The 14336-nt window shown below is 39.5% G+C and carries 10 protein-coding genes; 6 read left to right on the top strand and 4 right to left on the bottom strand.

Annotation, left to right across the window (positions count from 1 at the left end):
- Positions 1-4: 4 nt before the first annotated feature.
- Positions 5-1108, bottom strand: a complete 1104-nt coding sequence (locus ACE38W_RS13965; protein WP_375831761.1) for a FecR family protein — start codon at positions 1106-1108, stop codon at positions 5-7.
- 1022 nt (positions 1109-2130) lie between these two features.
- Between ACE38W_RS13965 and ACE38W_RS13960 the strand changes: the two genes are divergently transcribed.
- The 3 genes from ACE38W_RS13960 (at position 2131) to ACE38W_RS13950 (ending at position 4182) form a co-directional block, all read left to right on the top strand.
- Positions 2131-2565, top strand: a complete 435-nt coding sequence (locus ACE38W_RS13960) for a MauE/DoxX family redox-associated membrane protein (protein ID WP_375831759.1) — start codon at positions 2131-2133, stop codon at positions 2563-2565.
- A 301-nt stretch (positions 2566-2866) separates the two neighbouring features.
- The gene (locus ACE38W_RS13955) at positions 2867-3157 is read left to right on the top strand and encodes a hypothetical protein (protein WP_375831758.1); all 291 of its coding nucleotides are present in this window, start codon (positions 2867-2869) and stop codon (positions 3155-3157) included.
- Between the two features lie 755 nt (positions 3158-3912).
- A complete protein-coding gene (locus ACE38W_RS13950) occupies positions 3913-4182 on the top strand; it encodes a hypothetical protein (RefSeq protein WP_375831756.1) in 270 nt (89 codons plus the stop codon).
- A gap of 40 nt (positions 4183-4222) precedes the next feature.
- Here ACE38W_RS13950 and ACE38W_RS13945 read toward each other — a convergent pair whose 3' ends face one another.
- The gene (locus ACE38W_RS13945) at positions 4223-5629 is read right to left on the bottom strand and encodes a RagB/SusD family nutrient uptake outer membrane protein (RefSeq protein ID WP_375831755.1); all 1407 of its coding nucleotides are present in this window, start codon (positions 5627-5629) and stop codon (positions 4223-4225) included.
- Between the two features lie 10 nt (positions 5630-5639).
- The gene (locus tag ACE38W_RS13940; RefSeq protein ID WP_375831753.1) at positions 5640-9122 is read right to left on the bottom strand and encodes a SusC/RagA family TonB-linked outer membrane protein; all 3483 of its coding nucleotides are present in this window, start codon (positions 9120-9122) and stop codon (positions 5640-5642) included.
- 1034 nt (positions 9123-10156) lie between these two features.
- Between ACE38W_RS13940 and ACE38W_RS13935 the strand changes: the two genes are divergently transcribed.
- A complete protein-coding gene (locus ACE38W_RS13935) occupies positions 10157-11902 on the top strand; it encodes an ATP-binding protein (RefSeq protein ID WP_375831752.1) in 1746 nt (581 codons plus the stop codon).
- A 59-nt stretch (positions 11903-11961) separates the two neighbouring features.
- Here ACE38W_RS13935 and ACE38W_RS13930 read toward each other — a convergent pair whose 3' ends face one another.
- Positions 11962-12615 carry a DUF1349 domain-containing protein gene (locus ACE38W_RS13930; RefSeq protein ID WP_375831750.1) on the bottom strand — a complete coding sequence of 218 codons (654 nt, stop codon included), beginning with the start codon at positions 12613-12615 and terminating at the stop codon, positions 11962-11964.
- Between the two features lie 158 nt (positions 12616-12773).
- Between ACE38W_RS13930 and ACE38W_RS13925 the strand changes: the two genes are divergently transcribed.
- Together ACE38W_RS13925 and ACE38W_RS13920 are read left to right on the top strand one after the other, a co-directional pair.
- Positions 12774-13535 carry a helix-turn-helix transcriptional regulator gene (locus ACE38W_RS13925; protein WP_375831749.1) on the top strand — a complete coding sequence of 254 codons (762 nt, stop codon included), beginning with the start codon at positions 12774-12776 and terminating at the stop codon, positions 13533-13535.
- An 86-nt stretch (positions 13536-13621) separates the two neighbouring features.
- On the top strand, positions 13622-14311 hold the full coding sequence (locus tag ACE38W_RS13920; RefSeq protein ID WP_375831747.1) for a DUF2461 domain-containing protein: 690 nt from the start codon (positions 13622-13624) through the stop codon (positions 14309-14311).
- The last annotated feature ends 25 nt before the right edge of the window (positions 14312-14336 follow it).

The raw sequence follows: 14336 nt of genomic DNA, 5'->3' as shown, positions 1-14336 counted from the left end.
AGTTTTACTTCTTATAGATCTTAATGGTATTACCCTCCTGCGTGTAATCCAGCTGTTGGGTATTTTTGAGACTACTAATAAACGAAATAAGTGAATTATTCTTATTTACGGAGGTGGTTAATTTAAGGTTTTTTGCGTTATCAGCGATTTGGAGGTCATAGTCGTACCAATTGGTTACTTGTTCTATGATTTCGGATAGCGGTGCATTCTGGAATTTGACGATGCCATTGGTCCAGGAGATGACGTCTTCGCTGTCGGATTCCTGCAGTAATTGTTTACCATCCGGGAGAATAACTGATTGGGTACCAGGTTGGAGTGTATGCGTATCGTTACTGCTATTCACTCTGATGGCGCCTGTGATCAGGGAGACTACTGGATTAGCGTGGTAGGTATTAACATTGAAGGAGGTACCTAATACTTGTATTGCTGCGTTTCGGCAGGTTACATGGAAAGGGGCTTTATCGTTTTGGGCGATTTTAAAGTAGCCTTCACCGTTATATTCTACTGTGCGTAGTTTGGTAAAGTTTTCATTTAAGGTGATTTCGCTGCCGGAGTTCATTTGTACAGAGGAACCATCAGGCAACACCACATTAAAGGTCAGCTGATTGGGTACTTTGATACTTTTAAGGCAGGCGAGTGGGGTAGTAGTCAGGTTGAGGGTATTGTTACTGATAACATAGTTGCCGTCTTTGACTTGCAGGGTGGTATCACCTCTAAAGGCGAACTGGTTGCCATTAACGTCGGTGATGACGATAGCGTTTTTGGCCAGCGTTTTGCTGACGCTTGTTTTTCGGTTTTGCATGACGCCTATGGTAGTACAGGCGACAACAATAGCAATGGTAGCGGCTACGCCAATACGGGTAACCTGGGCCTTGGTTTCTTTTTGTTTTTGGTCCAGGTATTCAACAAAAAGATGATCCATCTGATCGTAGGGGATTCTTCTTTTTGTTTTTTTAGTCAGGATGAATTCTTTAAATGCGGAATCCATTTTTCGTACAGTGTAGGATTCTTCAATTGCATTATGAAGGCGAATCGCATCTGCAGTATCTAGCTGGTGCAGATATTTCCTGATAATTAAGCCTCGTAAATTTGCAGTGTTTTTGTCCATTTTAAAATGCGACGTTTTTAAGTTTTTTGACTTGCACACTTCCTGAACAGAGGTTTGCTCCGGTGGTGAAAAAGATCCAATCTGGTAGTCCAGCTTTTGAAGCTGATAGGTGCATTATAGCACATTTATGATGATGAGTATATTTGAATATGGTATTCAAGGGGCGGTGCATTTTAACAGGGCATTGTTCATACGGGCCTCCATTTCAAGGTGTTAATCCTTTGCCCTCTTAATTTTATTAGTGTTCCGAGAATATACGGTTGATTCCCTTCAATCTGATACGATAACCTTTATACTGTAAGCTACAATTTTTTCTACAAAAAAAATAGTTCCAGCCAATAAATAAATAAGAGGAATCACCCAAGGTGGGTACCGATGATTTTTCAAATTTATTAAGAAGATCTGATTGCGGGGGATAACGGTGGCGAATATCCGTAGCAGGAATGGCTATAATATTATGGAGGGTACAATGAGAGGGGAAGGGTGAAACTGCCTGTAGGAGTATGTAAGGCGCTTTGTAAAATATAGTGCCAGAACATTGATCCAATATGGATTAAGCGGACTCTACATGATAATTTTATTTTCAAATTGATAAAATTAGTTAAGCAACTAAAAATGGAAGCATACCCTAAGCGGGAGTTAATCTGAATTTGTTAGGATTTGTTAAGCAGATGTAAATCCGGTAAGATAGTGAAAGTAAAAAAGTTGTGAAATAACACGAAAAATTCAAAAAAGGCTAAATCCGACAAGTACGCATTATACGTAAGTTAATCTCGAAGCGCGTAGCTTACTAATTGAAAGAATGCATAAACAAGATTGGCATGTATCCTATACCTGATATTAAATACAGTGACATTTTATTTTTTTGTCGTGATTTATTAATTCATCGTGTATCAACCGTAAACCGAAATCTTTTATTGACAAACTGGGATCAAGTATAGTAAATCGAATAATACTCACTGGTCAGGTCATTGACGTTCGAGCAAGCACTTTTCAATTCACTTTTATTATTAGGCATCACAATGAAGTTAAATCGCGTATTGATTGAATCGATCATCTTTTTGTACGTTTTGGTTTTTTTCTATGCAGGACTTACTAAACTACTTAACCACGAGCAAACTTACAGACAGATGTTTAATCAGCCGTTTGACACGAGGTACGCTGGTTTTATGTCGTGGTTCATACCTTGTCTGGAATTAAGTTTATGTGTACTTGTATTCCTTAGCAGAACCAGAAAAATTGGATTATGGGGCAGTACGCTATTAATGTGTACGTTCACGGTGTATGTTGGAATTATTTGGTTTGGAAGAAGTATGTTTAAAGTTCCTTGCAGTTGCGGTGGCTTAATCGCTACCCTGGATTGGCCACAACATTTTTGGTTCAATCTTACCTTATCTCTTCTTGGCTTCATTGCAATCATCCTTCATTATAGAACTAACAAGGTGAGTATCGCCTGAGTCTATAACACTCCTTTCATTCTTTTGTTTAGTTGTACTCCATGTTTTTCTAAAAAAGTATAGCCGTAGGGGTGACAGTGACATATCCACTAGAAAAAATCAATTTATTTATGGAAATCCGGATGTATTGGTCCTCAAAGGAGGACAGGCTAACCGTTCATGTTTAGCTGATAACAATACTGATGGGGCTGTAAGTCGGGCAAGCAGTAATGCTTGTGCAAGGAATCCTTTTGTCTTGAAGGTACGTTTCCATGGTATTATTCTTTCTTGATTTTATATTATTAAGAAATAAACATTTACCATGAAAAGTATTAAGTCTAAGTTCTTTATTGCTGCAATTATTCTTGCCAGCGTTGGTGCTTTCGCATTTAGATTTACAGATGATGATTGGTGTGCCCAACCAGTTCCAGGATATTCTATTGATGTGACAAACATAAATATAGGGCTTCGCTACCTCTATCTTGTCGATCCACCAGGTGGGGTATATGGTTTAACATATACGTGCCTTGCTGCACCTACTAATGTTTGTCGATGGGTAAAGAATTTTTATGGTGTTTATGTTCCTTGTAGTGGTGCATTTACAAAAATTTGATTGAATAGTTATTGAAGTAATGGGCGGTCTCAAAATCGACAAAGCCAATGGTTAGAATTTTGATCAAGTGATGCTATCTGAAGCATATAATTCTTGTTTCTTAGCATTTTCTGGCTGCCCCTTCAGGCTTTGTAAAAATCAAGCTTTGGCTTGTATCAGGGAATCTATTGTCTTGAAGGTACTTTTACTTAGTGATAAGCTTTCTTATAATCTTATCAACTAACGGTAAAATCCTATTTCAGTGAAGTATCTTAAGATCAAACTTTTTTGTGCAGCAATCGTGATTGCTAGCTTATTGGCTTTCAAATATAATGATGACCAATTGTGTAGCCAACCAGTTCCTGGATACACGATCGATCCGACTGGCCAAAAATACCCCAATATGTATTTAATAAATGGAACATTTGGGATTACTTATGCATGTATATCAACATCGAGCTCAATATGCCGATGGATCAAAAATGCAGATGGTCTATATGTGCCGTGTACAGGGATATATATGAGTCTTTAAGGTCTCTTAACTTAAATATAGTATACAGAAATATTTAACCAACTTTCATCCTTCATTTTGTCAGCCTCCCGAATAAATTATAAGCCGGAGGAATACATTGACATTTGGTGTTAATACCTTGGAAATACTTTACTGTCACATAACATCAAGTCTTGGCTTGTAGAGAGAAACTATAACCTAATAAAATCCTTTTTCAATTCATATTTTTTGCTTTCTTATTTCTTAACCGTAAAAATCTTAATCCATGAACAAACTCAAGATTAAGCTGTTCCTTGCTGCGCTTATGGTTGCCGGCGCCTTTGCCTTTAGATACTCGGATGATCAATTATGTAGCCAACCAATACCTGGATACACAGCTGATCCAACGGGTCAGACTGATCCTAATAAGTATTTAATTAGTGGTACGTATGGTCTTACCTACACTTGTGTGACTGCACCTGGCGCAGTTTGTCGTTGGATAAAGAATAATAACGGTGTTTATGTACCATGTAGTGGCTATTTCTCATATCTTTAATAACTTACTATTAAGGTGATGGCAGAATTATTTTCTGCTATCACCTTTCATTTTGTGGTATTCCTGAAAGGTTTATTTCATCTGGCGGAATAGGCATAGCATATTTGAGCGCATTTGGAGGAAGTGTATAAGTAATACCGTTAATTATTCTGTAAAGTGTAATATTAGCACCGTCACGGTTAAGCCGTTTAAGATCGCTGAATCTTGTGCCTCTAAATACAAGTTCCTTTCTTCTTTCTGCAAGAATATAGGTTAGTAAGTCGTTGCTACTATTTATAACAGGAAATACATATAGGCTTCTGCCGCTTATTAAATCCCGTTTCCACCTTGAAATCATTAGTTTTGTAATTGCTTCTTTAGCAATGTCAAACTGCTGTAATCTGGCCGCAGATTCAGCATAGCATAAATATACTTCCGACATTGATAATCCCGTAAAGAAATTCGCCAATCCAATATATCCTCCTTTAGGGCCATAGTCTGTACCGCCTACATTTCTAAAGTAGAGTCTTTTCCTACAATCAGCGTCATTATAGGATTGATATAGAGCCGTATCTACCAACAAACCAGTACTCAGTATTTGAAACCAACTGTTGTAGGCATACTTATCAAAATATAAAACTTCTGGATTATGACCTCCTGGAATAACTGGGAATGGTTTTAATACCGTTGTATCAAAGATAGAATAGTTCATTAATTCCGATTTCAAATCGAGACATGCCTTTGAGTACTTCATCGCTTTTGAGTAATCGCCAATATATAAATATACTCTTGCTGCCAATGCATAGAGGGTTTCTATACCGGGCCTATTGGGTTGAGTAAGATCAAAAGGCGTTGTAAGGTTAACTTCTGCGGCATCTAGATCAGAAATAATCAGTTCATAAGTGTCTTGTAAATTCGCACGGATTACATTTTCATTAACATCTGAAGATATACGAAGTGGTAAGCCAAGTGTTTTTCTAGAGGTGCTGCTATCATATACAGTGCAAAAGATGGTTGCAAGGTTGTGAAACGCATATGCCCTAAGACAATATGCACTTCCTAGCAATCTATGCCATTGTGCCTGATTGTTATTAGTGACAGTTATTTTCTTTATGCCTTCGATAATGGTATTACAATAAAAAATTTGCTTGAAAGGGTAGTTCCAATCTGAAATTTGGGTGTCTCCTTCATAGATGTCGGTAGCCCAGAGATAGCAATTCCTCGTCCTTGTGAATGGTAAGGAATTATATATCATATCTTTTATATAATAATCATCACTGGAAAGTGCGCCCATTTCTGGAAAATTGCAGAATGCTATTCCAACCTCATTTAGCAATAGGTCAAAGTCGTTAAGCGTTTCAGGAATAATAGTCGAAGTATTGGGTTTCTTGTTGAGGAAATCCTTACGACAGGCACTACTTAGAGCCATAATAACGATAAACAAAACTAAGTTTCTAGCCAACTGCATTGTGAATATTTTAAAGGAATATTTTTACACCAATGTTATAGGTGCGAAATGGAGGGATTATCGAAACAGCCCCTGGTACATAATCTGGATCTATTTTGTAATGAGTTTTTCTATAGATTATGCCTATATTATTTATAAAAGTGTAGATTTTAATCATTTTGAATTTGCCAGCTTTGGGTTCGAGCGAATAGGACAAATTAATATCCTGGAAGCGGATGTGATCTCCCGGCTCAACCAAAATTTGACTATACTGATAAAATACTGACCTGGATGAATTATTAGGGTACACTTGACTTGGAACGTTTGTTCGTTTTTCATCACCTGGTTGTTGCCATCTTAAACTATAATCTGGGTTATAGGGATTAATTGCTGGTCCAGTAATTAACATACTGGAATAATTGACGGAGGACCTTCTAAAGAAATATTGAAATTTTCCTGTTATTAAAAATGACAGCTCGAATTTCTTATAAGTGAATTCATTTCGGATACTAGCAATATAATTAGGATTGGCAGGACCATTATATACCAGAGTAGATAAGTCTTTGGTCCCAATTATGGTTGCATAGTCAGTGGAAGGCTTCCCATTAACTATTCCTTCAGGGTCGCCTGTATCCGGACTTAAGCCTGCCCATTTATAGCTAAAAATTGAGTATACAGGTTTACCAATGAGTGGATTTATACCAAGTTGGGTCATATAACTATTTACAGCAGTTGGTTCTGGCTTATACTCCGTAACTCTGTCTGTAGCCTTACTAAAAAGGAAGATAGTGCGCCATTTTACCTTCCTAGTAGTTATTAAAGCATTTAGTGATACTTCATATCCATTCCCTTTCATATTTGCTACGTTCCCTCTGTATGTTGAATTTCCTGAAGAAGGAGCTAATGGACCATACCCAATAAGGTCTTTTCCATTTTTAATAAAATAGTCAAATGAACCAGAAACCCTATTTGATAGGGTACTAAACGTTACACCCCAATTGGACATACCAATTTTTTCCCATCGGAGGTTTGCATTTGGCGGATTCGTTATATAAATTGACTGGAATCCAAATATATTGTTATAGCCTGTTGTTCCTGCAGTGGTATAGGCGGTAATTGTTTTATCTATATTCCCACTGTATCCATATGAGTACTTTAAGTTAATTCGGTCGATCCAAGGAACCTTGAAGAAGTTTTCATCAGAAATGTTCCATGCAAAACCGAGTGCATACAATGGGACACCTTTATTATTTGTTGCAACCCCAAATAAATTGGATTCATCACGTCTGATCGTTCCAGAAAATATATATCTATTTAAGTAGGAGAGCCCTGCATTGCTATAATATGAAAGGTTATTATCAACTGTGGAAACATCTTTGATGCCAAAAGAGTTGTTGGGAATACGGTTTTCAAGATAGGGCATTGGGAGTTGGGTAAAAGAGCTTTCAAAATCAACAGACATGGAGGTCCCAGTCTTGGTATTAAATCCATATAGCCTATTGTTAGGCAATAGATGAGCATCTGTGTTTCTTCGTTCAGCTCCAGCAATTACCTTTAATGAAAACTTTCCAAAATTATTTTCATAATCTAGTTCTCCTCTTAGATTATTTGATTGGTATGTATATTTTACATAGTCGAAAATATTTCCAACCGGAATTGGCCTTATAGCTTGTCCATCAGTACCAAAAAAAGTATAACTATTTATTAGATCCCTGGTATAATAGGAATTTGCATCGTAGAATGACTGATTAGTGATTGTTCCATGACCAAACTGATAATAAAGGCTGATGGACAATTTCGGTATGATTATGTATTTGGCATTTAAATTTATTAAGAGATCGGCATTTTTTATAGACTGATAATTTGTTCGTTGCTCGTCTAATGGAATAAAATCCCAATTTAGTAGCTTGCCCCTCTCAAGCGTGTCGGTGTATGCCTTGCGCCAATTGCTAGCCATAATTGCATTTGATCCGTCTTCATTTTTAAGTCTACCGTAGGGCAGTTGTGGTGTAAATGAAGACGGAGTATGACCATGATGCTCCATATACATCAAAGTACCAGAAACCGACAACTTATTTGGAATCATTGTGAGGTTATCTTTAATAGTCAATCTAGCATCGTTATAGGTACTATATTTATAGGAGCCTTGGGATCTATTGTATCCTAAGGAAGCATAATATTGATTTTGAGCATTGCCTCCATTGGCAGATACAGAATACTGTTGAGTGATACTAGGTTGGTAATAGTATTTTTCTAAATCGGTTCTGATATCCTCTTTTGAAATTTTATCTAACTGTGTAGCTAGTTCTGCGTCACTGATCTCCTTGTTCTTATTCTTATATAGCAATTCAACAACGGGGGAAACAAAATATGCGGGATTCTGCTGCATGTATAGATAATAAGCCCCGGTATTAAATAAGAACTTCTCCGCATCGATGTAATCCTTGATGCTCATTTGTGGTGTATAAAATAAGTTAGGCTTCTCTGATATACTCAGATTACTATTAAACTCCAGCTTCAATTTATCCTTTTTACTCCCTTTCTTGGTTGTAATTACAATTACTCCATTACCGGCTCTTGCTCCCCAAATGGAAGCCGCGGCAGCATCTTTTAATATAGTGACGCTTTCTACATCGTTGGGATTCAAATTGTCCAAGGTGCCGTTGTAAGGGAAATTGTCCACAACTATGAGTGGCTCCGCGTTGGCGAATATGGTACTTCGACCTCTAATAGAAATAGATGATTGATTGAATTTGGAATCCGGGTTCTTATTTATCACAAAGCCGCTGGCTATTCCATCCAGGCGCTCTAGAATACTAGTGGAAGGGTTCCGGTTGAATAGCTCTGTGGAAATCGTAGTGTAAGCGCCGGTGGCTCTTTCCGGGCGAATCGTTTGATAACCATCGGATATTACATTGACGGCTTTCAACTCGGCCATGACAGGCGTCATGATGATACGCACATCTTCCGGGTTGTCTATCTTCAGCTGGCGGGTTTCAAAGCCGGAATAACTGACCAGTAGAGTAGGATGTGCTTCCCTTGTGGTAATATTAAACTTACCTGATTCGTTGCTGGTACATCCTGAGGTAGTACCCATAATCCTGATGGTAGCCAGGAACAAAGGATTGCCTGCCGTGTCTACCACTGCACCCCGAACAGTAGTGCTGTTCACCGGCAATGCTACCGCATCACCAGAGGCCGTAGGAGGAGATTCTTCATACAACGTAATGTAGTTATCTGAAAATGTCCACTTAATACCGCTGTGTAGTATCAGCGTAAGAATGTTGTCTACCGTACCTTTCGTTTGCTTGGAAAGCTTGATTTTTTGCTGATCATCCAGGACATTGCTGGCATAAGCTACCTGCTTGCCCGTCTGCCTGGTGATGATGTTGAAAATTTCTTTAAGGGTATAGGAGCCTTTCTTCAGCGTAATTGAATCTTTTGCCGGTTCCGCAGTTACCCGGAACGTTAACAAATTAAAAAACGTAAATAGGATCAGAAATAGTTGTTTCATCTGCGCGCTCGGAATTATTTGAGGTCATCCTTTGGTGTCATTTGAGGAGCTGTTTTGCTGTTGTGTCTTAAGGGATCTATACAAACCTTGTTGGCGAATAGAAATTTCACAGTTAATATTTTATTGTTTTCAAATAAGGTAATGAATAAAATAAATATTGTGAGATTGAGAAAAAGCCACATGATCCATGCATTCTGGAAATCTAATTTTGTGATTCTGGTTTATTAAAAGCTCTTTACTCAAAATTCCTACGTTATTCAAATATAGAAAATTTTGTTTAACATGTATACAGTATTTTATAGTGTTGAACCGATTTTGATCATGCATATAACGGCACTTACAGCTCTTTCCATTGCAGGAACGAACTGATATCGTACAAAGCTCCATATACCTGTTTAAATATCTTATTGATACACCCCGTACCAATTTTTTATTGGGATAATCAGCAATGATAGCGGGTGTTTATCTGCAATCAGACAACAGTATCTTGTACTGTAGCGGTTTATGGTCGATGACGGCCCGTAAAGACAATCTTGTTAAATATTCAGGTGGTTTTATTGAACTAGTACTATAGTGCTATTTTTCGTTTACTCGTGCCCGTAGTCCACATCATAATAACTGCAATTGCATTAATGCTAGATAGTTAAATCACCCTGTTTAAAGGACCATGTAATTATTTAGCAATCGGTTGCTAAATATTTTACTATATGCGTACCCGTGCTTTTAAAACCCCAGTTGGTTATACATGAGAAATTTTCTATTTTTGTTTAGCAATGACTTTACAATCGGGACAAGAGTACCTTTAAAACAATACCAACTATTACTGTAAAAAGGACTGATTTACAAATAAATGTGGCAGGATTTCTTGTATAAAATCTGAACTGATTTATCTGCCATCGGATCGTTTGCCAATCATTGGTTTTGCTTGATTTTACACAACGTGGTGGTTTTAAAATAGGAAGAACAGCGCCAGGAACAACACCTGGTAGGTAAAGCACTTCTCTCAAAGTATACCTGGGACTTAACTATTACTTATGAACCCTGCACTATCCGCTATTCGTTTTATCAAACGCCTTGTAAACGCCGGCACCGGCAAAGTACATGAGGCTGAAGCCCCCGCATTGAAAATACTGAACGCTTTGTCATTGGTGACTGGCTTCATGGTGTTCGTATTCGGCCTTTTCTTCTACTACCTGGTGAGTAGCAAACTACTGCTATATGGTGTCATCTTCGAAGGTTCCGTGTTCTTCAGCCTCATCTGGCTCACAGAATGCCTGGCAAATGCCAAAGTAACTGCCTTCTGCATGCTGGCTATACATTGCTTCTCTGCCATCTATTTCGGTGCCCTGCTTGGCATGGCCATCAATGCTAAAATAGTAGGCTTTTTCCTGTTTGCCTTCTTGGTACTCGGCTCGTACTTTATATTCCGCGACGTCAAAGTGCTCATTGCCAACCTCGGGGTTTCTATTTGTCTCCTCATGGCTATTTCCTACAACAATCATTACCACCTGATACCTACCATACAACTGGAACATACCAACCTCCATATATTCCGCTGGTTCTGCATCTTCGGAATGTTTGTACTCACACTCACCGCTTCGTCCGACTTTATCAAACTATTTAGAAACCTGCTGAAGAAGATGACAGAAGCAGATGCCAACCGTCGTAAATACCTGGTGGAAACTTCACATGAACTAAAATCTCCATTAAGTGCTATTATAACGCTGGCCTCCAATAATGTACATAATAAAGATCTGGACGACAGCACCGTTAAACTCCTGGAAAGCATTATAGACGCTGCCACACATGGCCTCAAAGTAGTCAACAACATTCAGGAAGTAGCCAAAATCGAAGCCGGTCGCCCATCCGAGATCGTAAGGGTTTCTTTTGAGCTAAAACGTTTCATGACCAGCATCTACAATATGATGGTCCTCTCCGCACGCAACAAAGGCCAGGCGCTTAACATCAGCTATGCGAATAACCAGGTGCCTACTCGCATCACCACAGATGAGACCATGCTACGCCAGATCATGCTCAACCTCATCTCCAACGCGGTCAAATATGCGCCGGTGAACTCACCCATACGTGTACACGTAGATTTTGATGTCGCAACCAACGAACTACGAATCAGTGTAGCCAACCAGGGAAAAGCCTTCAACGGTAAACGCATAAATGAACTCTTCACCAGCTTTGTCAGCAGTGATTATACCGCTACCGGCGGCTCCGGACTAGGACTCGAAATCTCCAAAAACTTTGCCCATCGCCTGGGTGGCGATATACTTTTGAAGGCCGGCGAAACGGGCCAGGAAATCAGCTTCCTCGTAAAAATACCGGTGATACCTAATGAAAAACTCCTCCCGGAAGAATCACCTTTCATAGCCGTCAAACAACGACTCCCACTGCTTACAGACAAAAAAATACTCCTCATCGATGATGAAGCTATTACCTTTAAAAGCATTCAACACCTCTTCAATACAAGTGATAACTACTACGCAAGAGAAGGGGAAACAGGCCTGCGTATTGCCATAGAAATCTTACCGGATCTCATCCTCCTCGATTCAGAACTAAATGATAAACTATCAGGAAAGGATATACTCCTGCAAATCAAGAATTCAGCTGTGCTAAAAAACATCCCGGTTATACTCGTAACATCTACAAGTTTTGTAGAATGCCAGCAGGAATTCCTGGCCTTAGGGGCAAGCGCGGTATTGGCTAAGCCACTGGGAATGAATACAATGAAGGTCTTTGCGGAAATTTTACAACAAACAGCAAAACAGTAATGGGTAACAATGGATGAAAGAGGAATTTGAGTGATGGTTTCCGTTTATCTACCACTATTTTATTGTGCGCTATTGTTTTTCAGCCATTGTAATCTACGTGCATCCGGCAAATGCTTTACGGTAAAGGACTCAAACTTTGCCTGGAATCCGTTGCCATCAGGAGAGGCCGCCATCAGACCCACCATCACGGGTTGGTTATCCTTTAGTGGCGCATTCCTGGTCATGATGTACTCCTTATCATCATAAGAGTAATAGATTTCAATAGCATCTAATCTTCTTACAGCCTTGATCCAAATGAAGGCAGGTGTTTTATCCAATGGTAACACGCTCCAGTCGCTCGTATGATGCGTCACCACCGTGCTTACGTTAAATTTACCATCATAGAATTCGATTCCGGTTTTGATATAATTTTCCTGGTCCGCACGGATCATCAATCCCATCTGATCAAACCTGGATTTATAGGCGCCAGTCAGCTTTACTTTTATTTCGAACTCACCACCATAAGTTGCATAGTAAAAGGGTGCATCATCCACTGTAAAGCCATAATGAGAAATGCGCCAGTAGTCTGTTTGAGGCGTGACGAACATCGTCAGGACATTGTTCTTTATCTCCCACTTTTCTGGTTCATTAAACCATTGCATTTTCTCTAAAGTTTGACCATACATAGTTTGCAAGGCTGCTACTGCCAGCGCTGTCAAAAAGAATTTCTTCATATCTTGTTTAATGTAATTGTTTAAATGTCCACTCAGCATTGGTGTACAAAGCTAGCACCTCTGCGATTTTGGGGCAATGGTTATTAATAACCATTTTTGTGAAACCATTGATAGCAGGCCGTTTGGACATAGATTGACGGTCATGAAAATCAGTAGAAATGAAAGACAGGAAGATCCTGAATGATATATTGTTGCAACAGGACTTTGTAGATGCTACCGATGATGTGGCCTTACATAATGCTATTTTGGTGGCACAGATGTATGCACAGGTAGAAAATGCGGTCAGCGTATTGAGTGATATGAAGGAGAACAGGAGCTATATCTACATAGGCGGAGCAGGAGAGGAGCTGGGAATTTCCTCCCATAAGGAGGTAAAAGTCATAGACTCTATCTGGGAAGAGGAGATTTTTAGCAGGATAAGACCTACTGATCTGCTGGAGAAATATTCGCTGGAGCATCAGTATTTTCAATATCTGAAAAACATACCGGTAGCAGAAAGGTCTGCATGGCAGGTATTAAGTCGGATGCAGATGCGTGGAAAAGCGGATACCTACCTACCGGTCCAACACCGCATCTTTTATATCAGCAGTACGTTGGAAGGTACGGTCCGACTGGCGCTATGCCTCTATAATATCTGCACTGTGTCTACCGACAAGCCGTCGTATCATGGCGCCATCATCAATACACGTACCGGGAAACTGGTGCCAGCGGCAGATCCCGAAGGAAATGAATTTCTGACCAGGCGTGAAATTGATGTACTGAAGCTAATCAAGAATGGTAAGCGCAGCCGGGAAATTGCAACCATATTATCTATCAGTCTTTTCACCGTGAACCGTCATCGGCAGAATATCCTGGAGAAATTGCATGTCACGAATTCCATGGAAGCCTGCAGGATAGCGGAATCCATTTTACTGATATAAACGCGGGAAATATTTTAAGGAGATAATGTGTAAATTTATATTTAATAAATTGCGTGTATCTACCTTTGTTTAAACAGAATAATCATATGGCCAAACAACAAAAGACAGGCATCTCCCCGAAAGCATTTACATTTCTGGAAAAGTTACGTCAGCATAATAACAGGGAATGGTTTAATGAGCATAAACCGGAGTTCCAGGAACAGCAACAAGATATGGAAGTTTTTGCCGAGGCGCTGTTACAGAAAATGAACGCGCATGATGTACTGGAAACACCTTCCGGAAAGAGTAGTCTGTATAGGATTTACAGAGATGTTCGTTTTTCGAATGATAAGACGCCGTATAAAACACATTGGAGCGGTAGTTTCAAACGAGCTACCAAACAGCGCAGAGGAGGATATTATTTCCATATAGAACATAACAACAGCTTTATTGGAGGTGGTTTCTGGGGCCCTTCCGCAGATGACCTGCGACTGGTACGTGAAGATATTGCTTTTGATGATGCGCCTTTGCGCAAAATCATTCAGTCGAAAAATTTTGTAAAAAACTTTGGCAGCCTGGAGGGAGAACAGTTGAAAACTGCGCCCAAAGGCTTTCCGAACGACCATTCAGCTATAGATTTGTTGCGATATAAGCAGTACCTGGTGCTTCGTAAATTTAGTGATGAAGAGGTGCTTAGCCCCAGCTTCCTGGATGAAGCAGATAAAACTTTCCAGGCCATGCGCCCCTTCCTGGATTATATGAGCGAAGTATTGAGCAGCGATGGTAATGGAGCGTGATTTCATCATCCTGATACCTGATTGC

It is taken from the genome of Chitinophaga sp. Hz27 (assembly GCF_042263525.1).
In the GTDB taxonomy this organism is placed as follows: Bacteria; Bacteroidota; Bacteroidia; order Chitinophagales; family Chitinophagaceae; genus Chitinophaga.
This window is presented reverse-complemented; position numbering and strand designations above follow the sequence as displayed.